Below are 16,053 nucleotides of genomic sequence, written 5' to 3'. Positions count from 1 at the left end.
CTGCGCCCGATGAACCCGGCCGGTGAGTACGACCCGAACCATGGCATCCCGGAGTTCATCGTCGGCTCCGGCGGCGAGGCCATCGACACCCTCGCTGGCACGCAGGGCAATTACGACAACCCCAACGTGGTCACCGCCCAGGACAGCGCCTTTGGCGGCATGAAGCTCACTCTCAAGTCCCACAGCTACAACTGGGACTACAAGCCCGTCCTGCCGGGCCCGGGCTTCGACTCCACGGCGCTGCAGTACAACGACTCCGGCAGCGGCACCTGCAAGTGAAGCTCTAACCTTCCTTTACACCGATGCCCGACGTGCCCGCCTGAATGGAACGGGTGTTGGCGACATCCGCCAAGCAGGGTGAAGGAAGACCGGGTCGAGTTCCGACTGGTCGAGTCCGCTGAGCCCGCCATGCCAGGCCCATGCGTCCTGCCTCTCCCCGCACATGGTGTTCCACCCAGTGCTCACCACTTGCAGTAATGAGCACGGCTGGGCCAGTCCACCTCCATCCCGCCGTAACAAGGGTTGCGCCTATTGGTTGCACTGTCTGCTGCCGCCGAGGACGCCGCGGACAGCGACACCCGGGCCGTCAGGCGCGCCGGTGGCCCGGGCATCGGTGTGTCTGGGTCCGACGGCCGGGCGTCCGCGAGAAGCCCGATGGAATCCCTGTCCCTTCACCTGCCTGACTTCGTCCAGGTGGGCAGCACGCCCGGATGGATACGACGCCGGGCTGCTTGGCGCAGGGTGCTGCCCGCGCTGGCGGTGTTCGCCGCCATTGCGTCTGGCAGGTGTGGCAGTGGTGTCCGCCTGGGCTCTCCACGCGCGCCGGCATCCACGCACGGTCCTGGGCGTGCGGTGGGACAGCTTGTGGTACCTGCACACGGCTCGGCACGGTTTCGGCACCGTACGTCCCGGCCCCCGGGTACCGGCATCGTGTACGGCGACATGGCCTTCTTCCCCCTATCCGGCGCTGATACGGGCGGTGAACACGGTGATACCGGTGCGGGAGGTCAATGTGGCCCTCGCCCTGTCGTGGAATGCCGCACTGCTGGGTGCCGCAGGGATCTACGCGGTGGGGGAACTGATGTACCAGCGACGGGTCGCCGTCGCACTCGTCGCCCTGTGGGCAGTACTGCCCCAGGCCGTTGTCACGACCATGGTGTACACCGAGTCGATAATGCCAGCCGGTTCCGCTCCCACACCACCAGCTCACCGTCCGGCCCGTGTCCTCCGGCGGGTGCGCGAGAGCTGCTGTCCGGATGTCGGGGAATGACGCGGTCATGCCCGTACCCGGAAGGTTCGGCCCCGATTGCGCTCTTTGGATTCCGGGCACCGCCGCTCGGGATACCCAGCAAACGTGCTCAATCGATGTCCCGGCATCGTCCACGATGCAAAGGGGCGGAGCCAAGGGCGGCTCGGAGCCATTCAGTCGCGGGCCGAGGCGGGCCGCCAGTGCGCGCGTAGTTCCTCAGCTGCCGCGCCGGCCTGGGCCCGGCCCGCCTGGTAGGCCGCCTTCCACGCTTCAGGGTCGCTCTGCTCGGTGTCCAGGAGGCGCACCGCGGCCGCATCGGGGGCGACGATGTGGGTACCGTCGGCTGTGGGGTGTGGGTGGCGGTGGGCGAGCGGGTCGACCACCACCACCGTGCGGGCATCGCCCGCCAGGTCAGTGTTGGTGCCGGCTCGCAAGGCGCCGTCCAGGTAGCGGCGGCCGTCGACGGCGACAGGGGGCTCAATCCCGGGGAAAGCGCTGGACGCGGCGACCGCGCGAACCAGTGGGACGCCCGTGGCGGCGTTCCACACGATCGGCTCGCCGCTCTGGGCGTCAACGGCCGGGATCAGCAGAGGGCGTCGCGGCCAGCTGTCGGCGGCGATCAGTGCGGCGCGTTGGGCGATCAGCTGGTTCTCCGTCTCCGCGTCGACCGTTTCCAGGGCGATGCGGCCCACCCGGCGACGTGCCTCGGCAGGGTCCAGGCCTGGGTCGCTGAGGACGGCGAACACCGTGCTCGTCACTGCCGGGTCGGGGCGGTGCGGCGCGGACGAGGGGGTGGCGGAGTGCCGGAGGGGCACGGTGGCGAGGCGGGCGGGGTCCTGCCCGGTGGCGATGACTGCGCCGACGATCGCACCGGCGGAGGTGCCCACGATGAGGTCGGCCTCGCCCAGGTCCACCCCGAAGCTGCGTAGGCCTGCTGCCAGTCCGGCCGTCCAGGCGGCGCCAAGACGCCCGCCGGGCCCCAGGACCAGTGCCCGGTCGAGGTCGTGCATGCCGTCGGTCTCCATGGCTCTCCGTCCGTTATTGAAACGCCCGTGTCATATACTTGCACAGCGCTATCGCACGAGAGGACGGTGCACCGTGGGACGACCTTCCGATCCCGCCCGGCGTGACCGAGTTCTGGCGCAGGCCACCGACTACGTCCTCGCGGAGGGGCTGGCCGGATTGAGTCTTCGTCCGCTGGCCGTGGCACTCGGTACCAGCCCGCGAATGCTGCTGTACGACTTCGGCAGCAAGCAGGAGTTGATGGCCGCAGTTCTCGCCCAGGCGCGCCGGCGCGGCGCTGAGCGCCTCGCGCACGGCCTGCCGCCGAGCGGCGCCACCGTCCAGGAGCGGCTGCGTGGCATCTGGACGTGGCTGAGTGCGCCCGAACGGGCCCCGTTTGTGCGACTGTTCTTCGAAGTCCACGTCGACCTGCTGGCCCACCCCGAGCGCTACCCGGACCAGGCGGGGGCCGTCACCGACTGGTTCGGCCCCCTGCGCACCGTCTTCGCCGACATCGCCACCGGGAGCGACGACACCGCCACCCCCACCCTCGTCATGGCCGTCGTGCGAGGCCTGCTGTTCGACCTCACCACCACCGGCGAACGTGAGCGCACCGATCTCGCCCTGGAGCAGTTCGCCGCCCTCCTGCAGGCGCCCACACACTGACGTCTCGGCGCGCTCCTCCCAGCAGCCGCTGCTGCGCTGAACTCCTCGGGCAGTTCGCGGATGCCGGGCGGTTCATCGCGTACCCATCGCCACTACTCGAACAGAGGACCAGGTCTTCTTCAGCAACCCCGAGGCGGCCGCAGTGGGCCTGAGTGCGGAACAGGCGGAGCGCGCCGGGTACCGCATCGAGACCGTCGACCTCGACTTCAACGCCGCCCAGGGCGCCAACCTTTACGCCGACGGCTACCACGGCCACGCCCGGCTGGTCGTCGACCTCGACCGGGAAATCCTGCTCGGAGTGACCTTCGTCGGCCCCGGCGCCAGCTCCCGCACTCGGCAACCATCGCGGTCGCCGGCGAGGTCCCGCTCAAACGGCTCAGGCACGCGATCGCCCCCTTCCCCACCGTCAGCGAGATCTGGCCCCTCCTCCTCGCCGCCTACCAGCGCGATCAGGAGACGCCGTAGACCACCGCCACCTGACACCATCGCCTTCCCAGTCCGGGGCCCTCGACGCGGCCGCACACACAGGACTGGCAGCCACCGGGCGATCCGGCCTGACGAAAGGACGAGAGCACGCCTAGCTGATCCGCGACGGGCTGCTGCTGGTGGCGACCGTCTCGTCCTGCCGCCGGCTCTGGCGCAGTACGGCCTCGCGGCCGGAAGCGACACCTGACGACGCGGCGTCCTCAGACGCGGACTACGCGGCGGCACATATGGGTTGAGCCACGCCAAGGCCACGGGCGTCAGTCCTCGAGCCGGTGGATCCAGGCGTCGAGTTCGGCACGCACTTGGCGGTCCATGCCCATGGACCGCTCCGACTGGGACGAAGACTCCGCACCGGGGATGCCCGTCGTGCGGATCTCCTGGGACGCCACCGTGCCCGCCGCTGGACAGCCGACACCATCCCTCGCAGGCAGGGCCGCAATCCGGTACCGAGGCCAGCACTTCGTCCGTCGAACCCGGTGTGGCCGCGCCACGTCGTGGACGCATCCTGGCCGTGCTGGGCCTGGCTCAGCTGATGGTGGTCCTGGACACCACCCCGGGGGTGCACTGTGTGCGGATCAGCGGGCGATCGAGATCGCGAAGGGCGCGAATCCGCTGGACCGAATGACGTGCGGTACGAACAGTATGGCGGCCTCCGTGGCGCGGGCGGTCTGGATCCCGCCGAGATCAGTGATCCACTCCTTGCGCCAGCCGAGGTCGATGAGCAGGTCACGGACGGTCTGCTTGGCCTGCGGGTCGTCGCCGGAGAGGAAGGCGTCGGGCGCCTGGGTGAGCGTGGCCGGCGCGGTCATCACCGGGAAGAGCATGGTGTTGAGTGTCTTGACGACGCGGGTTTCGGGGAGCGCTTCCTGGAGCTGCTCGGCGAGGCTTGAGCCGGGGTAGATCAGGTCGGCGGGCAGTCCGTCCGGTCCGTCGACGGTGGCGTTGGAGACGTCGACGAGGATCTTGTCGCGCAGTTCCTCGCGCAGGGCGACGAGCCGGTCCAGCGAGCCGGCGCCCGGGGTGGCGTTGATGACGATCTGGGCCGTCCGGGCAGCGTCGGCGGCCGCGCTCGGCGCGCGGTCCGCCACGGTCACCTCGTGCCCTGCCCGGGTGAGGGCTGTGGCCAGGTTGCCGCCGACGCGGCCGTTTCCGAGAACTGCGATCGTGGTCATGATGGTCTGGTCCTTCCGCGCGTGCAGGTTGTGGTGTGCGGTCAGCGTGAGAGCGTGGCGACGGCCGCGGCGTGGACGCCGGGCGCGGCGGCCAGGAAGCTCTCGCTCTGCGGGGTCCAGGGGCGGCCCTCGGCGTCGGAGAGCTGTCCGCCGGCCGCGGTGACGAGCAGCGCCCCGGGCAGCAGGTCCGCGCGGGCGCCGGCGAACTGCCAGAAGGCGTCGATCCGGCCGGCGGCCACGTTCAGCAGGTGCAGGGTCGCGGGCACGGCGGTGCGGACCACGAGCGCGTCGAAAAGCATGGCGGTGATCGAGGAGCCGACGCGCCGCACGACCTTCTCGTCCTCGTCCGGCCGGGCCTGGCTGGTGGCCACGATGCTCAGGCCGAGGTCCGCGGTCTGGGAGACGCGCAGCGGCCGGCCGTCGAGGTGGGCGCCCGCGCCGGTGAGCGCGGTGTAGGTCTCGCCGGTCAAGGGCAGGTGGACCGCGGTGAGCACCGGCTGGTTCTCACGCACGAGGGTGGCGGTCACCGCCCACTCCGGCAGGGCGTGCAGGTGGTTGACGTTGCCCTCGGCCGGATCCACGACCCACCACTCGCCGGGCGGCAGCGCCCCGCCGTCCAGCTCGTCCTCCACCCAGCCGGCGTCCGGGCGCAGGCGCGTGAGGCGGGGGCGCAGGATGTCGAGGGCCGTGTCGTCGTTGGCGGCGAGCGCGCGCATCAGCTCTTCGCGGGTCTGGTAGCGGACCACCTCGCCGAAGCGCTCGCGCAGCGCCGCACCGGCCGCGCGCACGGCGATCGCGGTCTGGCCGAGCAGGTCGGCATCGGAGGCGGCGACGTCAGTGGTCTGAGGCGTTTCGGACATGGTGGTACTCCCGTCTGAGGAGGGGTGATGAGGCCGGTCGAGCCAACGTGTGCGTTCCGTCTTGCGCTCTCGTCTCGAAGGTATAGAGCGCATTCATTAACTTCAAATGCATGTCAAGCACGGATAGGATTACTCACATGCAATTGGACTTGAACCTGCTCACCGCGCTCGACGCGCTGCTGGAGGAGGGAAGTGTGGCCGGGGCTGCCGCGCGCCTGCACGTCACCGCCCCAGCGATGAGCCGGAGTCTGGGCCGAATCCGGCGCACGACCGGGGATCAGATCCTGGTGCGCACCGGCCGCACGATGACCCCGACGCCGTATGCGATCGCCATCCGGGAACAGGTGCACGAGCTGCTGCATCAGGTCCAGGGGGTGCTGGCACCGAGCCGTGAACTCGATCTGGCAACGTTGGAGCGCACTTTCACGCTCCGCTGGCACGATTCCCTGGTCGCCTTGAGCGGCCCCGCACTGCTCGCGGCCGTGCGCGGACAGGCGCCGGGCGTGCGATTGCGCTTTGTTGCGGAATCGAGCATCAACACCCCAGAGTTGCGGCGCGGTGAGGTCGACCTGGAGGCGAACGCCAACCGCCCGAGCGCACCGGACATCCGTGCCGAGAAGGTGGGCGAGACTCGCCTCGTCATCGTCGTGCGGCAGGGGCACCCCCTCACGCGCGTCAGGACCGTCACCGCAAAGCGGTACGCCGCCGCTGAGCACGTGACCGTCTCGCGACGTGGAAACCTCAGCAATGCCCTCGACGACGCCCTCGCGCGGCTCGGCCTCACCCGCCGCGTGGTGGCGACCGCGCCCACGGAAGCGGCCGCGCTGGAGTTCGCGCGCGGCTCCGATCTCCTGATCAGCGTCCCCGAAGCCACCACGCGGTCCGCGGTCGCCGACCTCGGCCTGGTCGTGCTCCCCCTCCCGCTCGAACTGCCGTCGGCGCCGATATACCTGTCGTGGCATCAGCGCTACGACACCGACCACGCCCACGCCTGGCTGCGCGGGCTGGCGCGAACCGCGCTGGCCATGTGCGGAGCGTCGTAGTCGGCGCCGTGCGGCCGCTTCACCCATACGCCCACGTGACCACCTTGATGCCGCACGGCCGACCGCTGTGCGGACCGCACCAGATCACCAGCCCCCGGCGGTAGGCGTACACGACCAACCTGAACGCGGTCGCGGCGCCGACGCCGAGGAGGCCGACCGGTGAGCGTGATGACCAGCCCTGCGCGACTCGCTCAGGACCCTGCGGCTGTCCGGCATGCTCGAGACCCTTGACGCCCACCTCACCCAGGCCCAGATGGGCGAACTCGGACACCTCGACTTCCTCCAGGTCCTCTGCCAGGACGAGATCACCCGACGAGGCCGTCGCCCTCGAACGCGGCCTGCGCAAAGCGAAGTTCGAGCAGCAGGCCACCTTGGAGGGCTTCGACTTCAACGCCTCCCCAAAGCTGCCCGCAGCCCAGATCCGTGACCTCGCGGCCCTGCGCTGGCTCCACTCCGGCGAGTCCGTAATTTGTTCGGGCCGGTCGGGGTCGGGAAGATACACGTCGCCCTAGCCCTCGGCCATCAGGCCGTCCGCCAGGGCGCCAACGTCCGCTTCGCCAAGACCAGCCGCCTCCTCACGGAGCTCGCCGGCGGCCACGTGGACCGCTCCTGGGACAAGCGGATGCGCGAACTCGACCGCCCCGACGTGCTCATCCTCGACGACTTCGCCATGCGCCAGATTGAACGCGTCTCAGGCCGACGACCTCTACGGACTCGTCTTCGAGCGACAGGGCCGGTCCTTGATCATCACCAGCATCAACGCCAGTCACCAAGTCATCATGAACGGCCCCAGCTACCGGCCCAACAAGTGACCGAAGGGGCCCACCGACGCGACCAAGCCCCCGGCCGGCTGACGCCGGTGGTGAGACTGAGCTCCGGCCTAGGAATTCACGGCAGGGATGGCGCCGCTCCGCTGGCCGCCGGCGTCACGCGGGGTCAGTCTTCGGCTTCGGCCACTGGCTTCTGCCATGGCCACCGCCCGGTGATCTCGAGCTCGAGAGAAAAGCTGAGGAAGGTGCGGATGCCCACGATCACGGCCAGCACTCCGACGTTTGCGTACGTCGGTGCGACGGCGACTGTACGGATGATATCGCCGGCTACGAGGAGCTCCAGCCCCAGCAGGATCGACCGCCCGACGCGACGGCGATAGCCGCGGTACACACCCGCTTGTCGGCGACTGAGCCGGATAGCCGCGAGAACGGTCGCCAAGAGCGTTCCCACGACTATGATGGCTACGCCGGCGGCGTCAACGGCTCGACCGACCAGCTCCACGGTGTGTTGGAACTCCACAGCATGCCCTCTCACGCCGACCCGGATCCGCTCGTTTGTGGTCCGCGAGCTCTGTTGGTCCGGCTGCGAGCTCATCAGTGCATTCGATCGAGTACTTCGTCAGTCGACAGCAACGCATGGGCGAAGAAATGGTAGTTGGTGATCGCCGCCTGATAGCCGTCGCCCCAGACCGGGTGTCGGGGTCCAGCTGTTGCATCCCTGACCACGGCCACCTCGAATCCCTCCTCGATGAGGTGACGCATATGGGACTCGACGCACATGTTTGCCAGCATCCCGCCAAGAATAATCCTTTGTATTCCACGCTTGCGTAGTTGCAGTACCAGGTCGTTGGTTTCCGGGCCGAATACCTTGTGCGGGCTGGCGACCACCGTTCTGCCGTCTTCGATATAGGGCTTGAAGCGGTCCAGCCAGTCTGCCCCGGAGTTTCGGAACCCGGTCAGATCAAGCTGTCCCGACCGTGCAAACGTGTGGGTCTCGAGCTCGCTTGTCTCGAGCGGCCCGTTCATTCGCCATCCGTTGTCCGTCGGGTAGAAGTAATGGGGCGAGATGACGACCTCATATCCGCCCGCCTTCGCCGCCTCGAAGATTCTCTCCATATTCTCGACGGTCCTGTTCTCTGTGACGCTCGCGCCCACCGCGTCCCAGTTCGCTCCGCCCTCGCTCAGCACGTCGTTCTGTGGGTCAATGAACACAACCGCCGTGTCGGTCTCCGTGATTTCCACCTGGCGCTCCTCATGCAATAACAAACCACTGCAGTAGTAAGTATTCAGGTAGTAAGTATTCAGTGCGCCGGATGTCCTTCCGAAGCGCATTCCGGTCCGGTGACGCGAGGCCTCTTCCCTGAGCCGGTGAAGATTGTTCCGACACCAAGCGACATCACGCGAGTGCCGTGCTTCCACTGTGCCCCATCGCGGGGTGTTCTGCATCGGTGAATTGCTGCACCTCGGTCGACGTCCATGCCATCCCCGAGGTGTGAACGGTCTGCGGGGATGGTGGGGAGGAGAAGTTGGCTCCGTGCATTCGGGGAGGCTGGTGGTCTGCATGGCATGACACCACTCTGGACAGGTGCGCGGAGTGCTCTGTCGGCCCAAAGGGGATAGCCCGTAACGAGCACATGAAAGGGCCGCGTGACCGCGGGCGCCGCCGACTATTCGATGAACCGTTCAGTGAGACCTCGTCGATGACGGCCGGCCCGTCTTCACCCGGCACCCCCGGCCAGCAGTGGACGCCCTCCCCGCACCCCGTCCTCCCGCGGGAATCGCCGCCATCGAGGCCGAACGGTGCGGCCCGTACCGCGAGGCTTTCGGCTTGCGCACCGGATGCCGTGGCCGTGTCCAGCGCCGCTGCACCGCCGGCGACCCCCGGCCGCGCCCCGAGTCCCGTACGCCCAGCCCTGGAAGTGTGTGCTCTGCCCGCACGCCTGCGGATACGTCGGCAAGCCGGAATCCGGCCCAGCGTCCTCTATGCGCTGGTCCCGCAGCTCAGCCCCTAGTAGTGCTTCGATACGTCGGGTGATCTCACCTGGTGGTGGGGATCGTGCTGATATGAGGCTGCGGGAAGTGGAACGGCTCCGGGGTGAGTTAGCGGAGTTCGTTGCCGATGTGTTCGCTTCGGTGCCGGCGGCGGGCCCCGCCCAGGCTGACGGTGACACAAGGGCGGCAGCAGAAACGGATCAGGCCTCGCTCCGCTGACCGTGGCAGAGATCCGGCGCCTGCCGGACAATCTCCTGCCGCATCCCCGACCCCACCAGCTCAGGACACGAAATCTGACTGCTGTGTTAAAAGAAGACGCCGCATCGCAGCAGCACGTTCGCGTACGGACGGGCCTCGCCCGTCCGTACGATCAACTGTGCTCCGGACGACAGCTCTTTGAGGTGCTCGTGCGAGACGAGTGCCACGTCGGGAAAGTGCCCGTCCAACAGCGCGGCCGCCGCGGGATTGGCGGTCCGGATCTCCTCGGCGGCCGTGGCGCCTTCGACGACCAGTTCGGCGAGCAGGCCGTCCAGCACCTCGGCGAAGGACGGCACCCCGGCCCGGAAGGCCAGGTCCACCACGCGCGGACCCTTGGGTATAGGCATGCCCGCGTCGCACACCAGTACCTGGTCGGTGTGGCCCAACGCGGCCAGTTCCCCCGCCAGATGGCGGTTGAGGATTCCTGCCTTCTTCACAGTGCGTCGACCTCCTCGGCGGTGGGGTAGGAGTCCTGGGCCCCGCGGCGGGTGACGGCCAGGGCGCCGACGCGTGCCGCATAGGCGGCGGCGACCTCCAGCCCCACCCCGGCGCCGAGGCCGAAGGCCAGCGCCGCGGTGAAGGCGTCTCCGGCGCCGGTCGTGTCCACCGCGTCGACCGTTACCGGCGCGATGCGGGTGGTGGCGTCCAGGGTCGCCACCAGGGCGCCCTCGCCGCCCAGGGTGACGACGACCGAGCGCGGGCCGCGTGCGAGCAGGGCCCGTGCCCAGTCCTCGGGGGTCTCGCCCGTGACGGTGTCGCCGAGGATGACCTTCGCCTCGTGTTCGTTCACGATCAGCGGGTCGCATGCGGCGACGACCTCGTCGGGCAGGGGGCGCGGCGGCGAGGGGTTGAGCACGAAACGGCTTCCCGGTGCCAGGCCGCGCACCACCTCCACCACCGTCTCCAGTGGGACCTCCAACTGCGCGGAGACCACCCGGGAGGCGCGCAGCAGACCGGCCGCGGCCTTGACGTCCTGGGGTGTGAGACGTGCGTTGGCGCCCGGGGAGACCACGATGCTGTTGTCGCCCGACGGATCCACCGTGATCAGCGCGACGCCGGTCGGCGCCCCGCCCGTCAGCACGCCGGTCGTGTCGACGCCGGCGGCTCGCTGCGAGTCGAGGAGCATCCGGCCGTGGGCGTCGTCGCCGACGCGGGCCAGCAGGGCCGTGCGGGCGCCGAGCCGGGCGGCCGCGACCGCCTGGTTGGCGCCCTTGCCGCCCGGATGGACGGCCAGATCGGAGCCGAGCACCGTCTCCCCGGGGCCCGGGCGCCGCTCGACGGCGACGACCAGGTCGGCGTTGGCGGATCCCACGACCAGCAGGTCGTAGTCATGCATGAGGGGACCTTCCCGATAGGTGGCCGGGGGCGGGGCGCCACCGTGGTGGCTCCCCGCCCCCGGCCGGAGCGCCGCTGTCAGCCGTGGAAGCCGGCCACGTTCTGCTGCGTGACCACCTTCACCGGGACCTTCACCGTGTCCTGGACCTTCTTGCCCTGCACGGCCTTGAGCGCGTTGTCGACGGCGATCCGGCCGAGCTGGGTGGGCTGCTGTGCCACCGAGGCGTACAGGGTGCCGTTCTGGACCGCCTTCAGTCCGTCCGGGGTGCCGTCGAAGCCCATGACCTGGACCGACTTGCCGGCCTTGGAGCCGAGCGCCTTGATGGCGCCGAGCGCCATCTCGTCGTTGGCGGCGATGACGCCCTGGACGTCGGGGTGGGCCTGCAGCAGGTTGGACATGACGTCGAGGCCCTTGGTGCGGTCGAAGTCGGCCGGCTGCTGGGCGACGACCTGGATGCCCGGGTAGGCCTTCAGCCCCTTGGCGAAGCCTTCCGCGCGTTCGCGGGCGGCGGAGGTGCCGGCCTGGCCCTGCAGAATGACGATCTTGCCGTGGCCGCCGAGCTTCTCGGCGAGCGTCCTGGCGGAGAGTTCACCGCCGGCGATGTTGTCGGAGGCGACGAGGGTGTCCACGGACGCCTTGTTGACGCCGCGGTCGACGGCGATCACCGGGATCTTCGCCTTGTCGGCGGCCTTTACCGAGTTGCTCGCCGCGTCGGAGTCCACGGGGTTGACGATGATCGCGCCGTAGCTGGAACTGGTGAAGTTCTGCAGCTGGTTGGCCTGCTGCGAGGCGTCGTTCTGCGCGTCCGTGACGGTCAGGTCCACGCCCAGCTTCTTCGCCTCGGCCTGCGCGCCGGACCGGATCTGCACGAAGAAGGGGTTGTTGAGCGTGGACAGCGACAGACCCATCTTCGGGGTGGTGCCGGCGGAGCCGTTGTGCAGGAAGGAGGTGGCGCCCACCAGCGCGACGGTGACCGCCGCCGCCAGGGCGTACGTGCCCGCCTGCCGGCCCTTGTTGCCGCCGGTGCCGGCCGCGACGGGTGTCGCCCCCGCCTTGCGGCGCAGCGTGTCCAGGAGCACCGCCAGCGCGATGACGACACCGATGACGACCTGCTGCCAGAAGGCGGACACCGACAGGAGGTTGAGGCCGTTGCGCAGCACGGCCAGGATCAGCGCGCCGATCAGGGTGCCGGACGCCTTGCCGGTGCCGCCGGCGAGGGACGCGCCGCCGATGACGACCGCCGCGATCGCGTCGAGTTCGTAGCCGTTGGCTGCCTGGGGCTGGGCGGAGGACAGCCGGGAGGCCAGCACGATGCCCGCGGCTGCGGCGAAGAGACCGGACAGTGCGTAGATGGCGAGCTTCTGCCTGTTCACCCGCAGGCCCGACAGACGCGCGGCCTCCTCGTTGCCGCCGATCGCGTACATCGAGCGGCCGATGTAGGTGCGGCCGAGGACGAACGCGGCGATCAGCCCCATCACGACCATGACCAGCACCGGGACGGGCAGCCAGTTGCCGACGGTGTCACCGAGGTGGGAGACGGAGGACGGGAAGGGGATGGGCACCCCTCCGGAGATCACCAGCGACAGGCCTCGGGCCACCGACAGCATGGCGAGCGTCGCGATGAAGGGCGGCAGCTTGCCGTAGGCGATGAGGAAGCCGTTGACCAGGCCGGCCACGATGCCGGTGGCGACCGCAAGCAGGAGGGCCAGGACGACGGGTACGCCGTGCGATGTGGCGCTCCAGGCGAGCACGGTCGACGCCAGGGCGGCCACCGATCCGACCGACAGGTCGATGCCCGCGGCGACGATCACGAAGGTGACGCCGAAGGCGAGGATCGCCGTCACGGCCGCCTGGACACCCACGTTGAGGAGGTTGTCGGTCGTGAGGAAGTCGCCGGACAGCGCCGACAGGGCAATGAAGAGGACGATCAGCGCGGTCAGCGCGCCGTTGTCGAGCAGGACGCGGCGCAGGCCGCTCGTGGCGCCACCGGCGCCCGCCTTGCTCTTGAGCGTGTCAGTGGCCACGGCTGGCCTCCGTTCCGGTAGTGGGGTTGCTGACGGCGAGCGCCATCACGGCGTCCTGGGTGGCCTCTGCGGCGTCGAGTTCGCCCGCGATGCGGCCCTGGGCCATCACCAGCACCCGGTCGCTCATGCCGAGCACCTCGGGCAGGTCGCTGGAGATCATCAGGACGGCGGCGCCCGCGGCCGTCAGTTCGTTGATGAGCTGGTAGATCTCGACCTTGGCGCCGACGTCGATCCCGCGCGTCGGCTCGTCGAGGATCAGCACCTTGGTGTCGGCGAGCAGCCACTTGCCGATGACGACCTTCTGCTGGTTGCCTCCGGAGAGGGTGCGCACCTGCTGGGCGAGCCCTGCCATGCGCACGCCCAGTTGTCCGGCGATCCGCTCGGCGGCCGCGTGCTGGCTCTTGCGGTCGACCAGCCCTGCACGGGTCGCCTTCCGCATGGTCACCAGGCCGAGGTTCTCCTCCACCGACGCGTCCAGCACCAGCCCCTGCCCCTTGCGGTCCTCGGGCACGAGCCCGATGCCGGCCGCCATGGCCGCGTTGACGTCGTGCCGGCGCAGCACGTTGCCGGAGACCTTGACGGTTCCCGCGTCGTAGGGGTCCGCGCCGAACACGGCACGCACCACCTCGGTACGGCCCGCACCGACCAGACCGGCGATGCCGACGACCTCGCCCGCGTGCACCTCGAAGCCGATGTCGTGGAAGACCCCGTCGCGCGCCAGTCCCTCCACCGTCAGCAGGGCGGGGCCGGCGGCGGCTCGCTCGCGTGGGTACTGCTGCTCGATGGAGCGGCCCACCATGAGCCGTACGAGCTCCTCCTGCGGCGTGCTCGCCGGAACCTGCCCGACGCTCCTGCCGTCACGGATCACGGTGACGCGGTCGCCCAACGCGGCGATCTCGTCGAGGTGATGGGTGATGAACACGATGCCCACGCCGTCCTCGCGCAGGGTGCGCACGATCGCGAAGAGCTTGTCGACCTCCTCGGAGGTGAGCACGGCAGTCGGCTCGTCCATGATGAGCACACGCGCGTTGAGGCTGAGGGCTTTCGCGATCTCCACCATCTGCAGGCGCGCGATGCCCAGGTCACGCACCCGCGCACGGGGCGACACCGTCACGCCGACGCGCTCGAGCAGGACGGCCGCCTCCGCCTCCATCGTCCGCCGGTCGATCATCCCGAAGCGGCGCGGCTGACGGCCCAGGAAGATGTTCTCCGCGACCGTAAGATCGGGAACTAGGTTGAACTCCTGGTAGATCGTGGCTATTCCGAGACGCTTGGCGTCCTGCGCACCGTGGATGCGGACCTCTTCGCCGCCGACGAGGATGCGTCCGGCGTCCGGTGTGTGCGCGCCCGACAGCATCTTGATGAGCGTGCTCTTGCCGGCACCGTTCTCACCGAGCAGCACATGCACCTCGCCCCTGCGCAGGTCGAAGTCGACGCCGTCGAGCGCGACCACCCCGGGGAAGGACTTGCTTATGCCCTCGATGCGCAGCAACTCCTCCGAATTGCTCACGACTGACTCCTGTTCGTTGCGGGGGGCTCGCCACACGAGCGGCGTACGACGAGACGGGCGGGGAGGGTGACGGACTCAGGGGTGCGCCCCTCGATGCGGTCGACCAGCGCGCGCACGGCTGCGCGGCCCAGTTCGCCCGTGGGCTGGGCGATCGCGGTGATGGGCGGATCGGTGTGCACGAACCACGGGATGTCGTCGAACGCGACGAGCGCGATGTCGTCCGGAACGCGCAGCCCGCGCGCCCGTACGGCGTCCAGCGCGCCCAGCGCCATCAGGTTGTCGGCGGCGAACACGACCTCGGGCGGCTCGGGCAGGTCCAGGAACGCCTCGGTGACCCGCCGGCCGCTTGCGGCCTGGAAGTCGCCCTGTCCGATGTAGACGTCGGGCAGATCCAGCCCGTGCTCGGCCAGCCCCTCCCGGAAGGCCTCGATCCGCTCCCGTCCGGTCGTGGTCGCCGCAGGCCCCGCGATGATGGCCAGCCTGCGGTGCCCGAGCCCGTACAGATACGCCACGAGATCCCGTACGGCGCCTCGTCCGTCGGAGCGCACCACCGGCACGTCCGTGTCCGCGATCCAGCGGTCCACGAAGACCATCGGCGTGCCCGCGCGCGCCGCGTCCGCCATCAGCGGGGAGCAGCCGTCGGTCGGAGAGACCAGCAGCCCGTCGATCCGGCGGTCCAGCAGGGTCCGTACGTGATGGTCCTGGAGGTCGGGCCGCTCGTCGGCGTTGCCGATGATGACGCTGTAGCCCAGCAGACGGGCCTCCACCTCGACGGACCGGGCCAGCTCGGTGAAGTAGGGGTTCAGCACGTCGCTGATGACCAGGCCGAGAGTGCGGGTCTGGTCGGTGCGCAGCGAGCGGGCGACCGCGTTCGGGCGGTAGCCCAGCTTTTCGACAGCGGCCAGCACCCGCTCACGTGCGCGCGCACTGACCGACGGATGGTCGTTCAGCACGCGGGAGACCGTGGCGACGGACACGTCCGCCGCGGCGGCCACGTCCTTGATGCTCGCCATCGCCGCTCCACCTCCTCGTGGACGTCGTGTAATCGATTACTCGATTGCGTAGAAGGGATTGGAATCGATTACACGAGCCGGAACAAGGTGTACCGACGGTGACGTCCGTCACGTAACGCAGGGCTCTGGGCGGGAACGAACGCCGGTCACCTGGATATGTCCGTCGAACGCCTCATCCGTAAGGCGTCCGGTGTGCGGGCCCTACGACACCCGCACCGGCCGGCGGCGAATTGGCGCAGGTGCCGGGCGACGGTGAGTGCCCCGTTCAGGACCGGGTCCTGCGGTCAGTATCCGAGGGTTCCTGGCGGGGGTGCCCCGGCCGCGGTCCGCGGCCGGGGTGCCGGCCATGATCTTGAGCAGGGTCGACTTTCCGGCACCGTTCTCACCGACGACGCCGACGAGTTGACCGGATCTCTTGAGCGCAAGCCCCGTCCTTTGGGGCGGCGTCAGCTCATCCTCGTGCCGGAGCCGCGAAGCGGCGGAGTTCACTGCGTTGTCGGTGGCCTGCACTATGTTGATCGCATCAGCTGAAGGGGGGTGTTCCATGCTGTCGGGCCGCAGGTACCGGCTTGAGCTGACTGAGCTGACCCCGGATTCGTGGAGTCCCTGAAGCCAGGCTTATGATCCTGGCCCGAAGGAGAACCACGAGCAGTGCCAGCACCACGCAAATAC

15 protein-coding genes and 4 pseudogenes are annotated in these 16,053 nt (G+C 69.4%); 6 read left to right on the top strand and 13 right to left on the bottom strand.

Features of this window, described 5'->3' with window-relative positions; translation table 11 throughout:
• Positions 1 to 279, top strand: a pseudogene (locus AB0950_RS39860) (hypothetical protein); the annotation flags it as partial.
• A 1,143-nt stretch (positions 280 to 1,422) separates the two neighbouring features.
• Here the strand turns inward: AB0950_RS39860 and AB0950_RS39855 are convergent.
• The gene (locus AB0950_RS39855) at positions 1,423 to 2,274 is read right to left on the bottom strand and encodes a patatin-like phospholipase family protein (protein WP_366780747.1); all 852 of its coding nucleotides are present in this window, start codon (positions 2,272 to 2,274) and stop codon (positions 1,423 to 1,425) included.
• Between the two features lie 73 nt (positions 2,275 to 2,347).
• Here AB0950_RS39855 and AB0950_RS39850 point away from each other — a divergent pair, with 73 nt between their 5' ends.
• Both AB0950_RS39850 and AB0950_RS39845 read left to right on the top strand, forming a co-directional pair.
• Positions 2,348 to 2,917, top strand: coding sequence for a TetR/AcrR family transcriptional regulator (locus AB0950_RS39850; protein WP_360163016.1), 570 nt, complete (start codon positions 2,348 to 2,350; stop codon positions 2,915 to 2,917).
• A gap of 109 nt (positions 2,918 to 3,026) precedes the next feature.
• A pseudogene (locus tag AB0950_RS39845) lies at positions 3,027 to 3,382 on the top strand (pyridine nucleotide-disulfide oxidoreductase); the annotation flags it as partial.
• A gap of 278 nt (positions 3,383 to 3,660) precedes the next feature.
• Here the strand turns inward: AB0950_RS39845 and AB0950_RS39840 are convergent.
• The 3 genes from AB0950_RS39840 to AB0950_RS39830 form a co-directional block, all read right to left on the bottom strand.
• On the bottom strand, positions 3,661 to 3,792 hold the full coding sequence (locus AB0950_RS39840) for a hypothetical protein (RefSeq protein ID WP_366780746.1): 132 nt from the start codon (positions 3,790 to 3,792) through the stop codon (positions 3,661 to 3,663).
• Between the two features lie 186 nt (positions 3,793 to 3,978).
• On the bottom strand, positions 3,979 to 4,575 hold the full coding sequence (locus AB0950_RS39835; RefSeq protein WP_366780745.1) for an NAD(P)-binding domain-containing protein: 597 nt from the start codon (positions 4,573 to 4,575) through the stop codon (positions 3,979 to 3,981).
• Positions 4,576 to 4,616: 41 nt separating this feature from the next.
• Positions 4,617 to 5,435: a 3'(2'),5'-bisphosphate nucleotidase CysQ gene (locus tag AB0950_RS39830; protein ID WP_360162983.1), complete on the bottom strand. Its 819-nt coding sequence runs from the start codon at positions 5,433 to 5,435 to the stop codon at positions 4,617 to 4,619.
• Positions 5,436 to 5,572: 137 nt separating this feature from the next.
• On the opposite strand from AB0950_RS39830, the gene AB0950_RS39825 reads away from it, so the two are divergent.
• Positions 5,573 to 6,478, top strand: a complete 906-nt coding sequence (locus AB0950_RS39825; RefSeq protein WP_366780744.1) for a LysR family transcriptional regulator — start codon at positions 5,573 to 5,575, stop codon at positions 6,476 to 6,478.
• A 19-nt stretch (positions 6,479 to 6,497) separates the two neighbouring features.
• Here AB0950_RS39825 and AB0950_RS39820 read toward each other — a convergent pair whose 3' ends face one another.
• Positions 6,498 to 6,749 carry a hypothetical protein gene (locus tag AB0950_RS39820; RefSeq protein ID WP_366780750.1) on the bottom strand — a complete coding sequence of 84 codons (252 nt, stop codon included), beginning with the start codon at positions 6,747 to 6,749 and terminating at the stop codon, positions 6,498 to 6,500.
• Here AB0950_RS39820 and AB0950_RS39815 point away from each other — a divergent pair.
• Positions 6,706 to 7,112, top strand: a pseudogene (locus AB0950_RS39815) (ATP-binding protein); the annotation flags it as partial. The gene AB0950_RS39820 and the pseudogene AB0950_RS39815 sit on opposite strands and share 44 nt — an antisense overlap.
• A 46-nt stretch (positions 7,113 to 7,158) precedes the next feature.
• A complete protein-coding gene (locus AB0950_RS39810) occupies positions 7,159 to 7,290 on the top strand; it encodes a hypothetical protein (protein ID WP_366780749.1) in 132 nt (43 codons plus the stop codon).
• Positions 7,291 to 7,414: 124 nt separating this feature from the next.
• On the opposite strand, the gene AB0950_RS39805 is transcribed toward AB0950_RS39810, so the two are convergent.
• The 8 genes and pseudogenes from AB0950_RS39805 to AB0950_RS39770 form a co-directional block, all read right to left on the bottom strand.
• Complete coding sequence (locus AB0950_RS39805; protein WP_366780743.1) at positions 7,415 to 7,843, bottom strand: DUF1622 domain-containing protein; 429 nt, start codon at positions 7,841 to 7,843, stop codon at positions 7,415 to 7,417.
• Entirely contained in the window at positions 7,843 to 8,490 is a 648-nt protein-coding gene (locus AB0950_RS39800) for a cysteine hydrolase (protein ID WP_366780742.1), read from the bottom strand. Before AB0950_RS39800 ends, AB0950_RS39805 begins: the two co-directional genes overlap by 1 nt.
• A gap of 1,055 nt (positions 8,491 to 9,545) precedes the next feature.
• Complete coding sequence (rbsD, locus tag AB0950_RS39795) at positions 9,546 to 9,935, bottom strand: D-ribose pyranase (protein WP_360162201.1); 390 nt, start codon at positions 9,933 to 9,935, stop codon at positions 9,546 to 9,548.
• Positions 9,932 to 10,834: a ribokinase gene (locus AB0950_RS39790; protein WP_366780741.1), complete on the bottom strand. Its 903-nt coding sequence runs from the start codon at positions 10,832 to 10,834 to the stop codon at positions 9,932 to 9,934. Before AB0950_RS39790 ends, rbsD begins: the two co-directional genes overlap by 4 nt.
• A gap of 77 nt (positions 10,835 to 10,911) precedes the next feature.
• Positions 10,912 to 12,858: a substrate-binding domain-containing protein gene (locus AB0950_RS39785; protein WP_366780740.1), complete on the bottom strand. Its 1,947-nt coding sequence runs from the start codon at positions 12,856 to 12,858 to the stop codon at positions 10,912 to 10,914.
• Positions 12,848 to 14,368, bottom strand: a complete 1,521-nt coding sequence (locus AB0950_RS39780; RefSeq protein ID WP_366780739.1) for a sugar ABC transporter ATP-binding protein — start codon at positions 14,366 to 14,368, stop codon at positions 12,848 to 12,850. The genes AB0950_RS39785 and AB0950_RS39780 overlap by 11 nt, the downstream gene beginning before the upstream one ends.
• A complete protein-coding gene (locus AB0950_RS39775) occupies positions 14,365 to 15,381 on the bottom strand; it encodes a LacI family DNA-binding transcriptional regulator (protein WP_366780738.1) in 1,017 nt (338 codons plus the stop codon). The genes AB0950_RS39780 and AB0950_RS39775 overlap by 4 nt, the downstream gene beginning before the upstream one ends.
• Before the next feature lie 221 nt (positions 15,382 to 15,602).
• Positions 15,603 to 15,789 (bottom strand): annotated as a pseudogene (locus tag AB0950_RS39770) (ATP-binding cassette domain-containing protein); the annotation flags it as partial.
• Positions 15,790 to 16,053 lie beyond the last annotated feature (264 nt).

Origin of the sequence: Streptomyces sp. NPDC007189, from assembly GCF_040703635.1 — a bacterium.
Taxonomy (GTDB): Bacteria; Actinomycetota; Actinomycetes; order Streptomycetales; family Streptomycetaceae; genus Streptomyces.
Note: the sequence above shows the minus strand (reverse complement) of the source record. Positions and strands in the feature narration are given on the sequence as shown.

Excerpts from the sequence above, each read along its gene's own strand:
- AB0950_RS39855 (WP_366780747.1), bottom strand. The coding sequence starts at position 2,274 with ATGGAGACCGACGGCATGCACGACCTCGACCGGGCACTGGTCCTGGGG.
- AB0950_RS39835 (WP_366780745.1), bottom strand. The coding sequence starts at position 4,575 with ATGACCACGATCGCAGTTCTCGGAAACGGCCGCGTCGGCGGCAACCTG.
- AB0950_RS39830 (WP_360162983.1), bottom strand. The coding sequence starts at position 5,435 with ATGTCCGAAACGCCTCAGACCACTGACGTCGCCGCCTCCGATGCCGAC.
- AB0950_RS39825 (WP_366780744.1), top strand. The coding sequence starts at position 5,573 with ATGCAATTGGACTTGAACCTGCTCACCGCGCTCGACGCGCTGCTGGAG.
- AB0950_RS39805 (WP_366780743.1), bottom strand. The coding sequence starts at position 7,843 with ATGAGCTCGCAGCCGGACCAACAGAGCTCGCGGACCACAAACGAGCGG.
- AB0950_RS39790 (WP_366780741.1), bottom strand. The coding sequence starts at position 10,834 with ATGCATGACTACGACCTGCTGGTCGTGGGATCCGCCAACGCCGACCTG.
- AB0950_RS39775 (WP_366780738.1), bottom strand. The coding sequence starts at position 15,381 with ATGGCGAGCATCAAGGACGTGGCCGCCGCGGCGGACGTGTCCGTCGCC.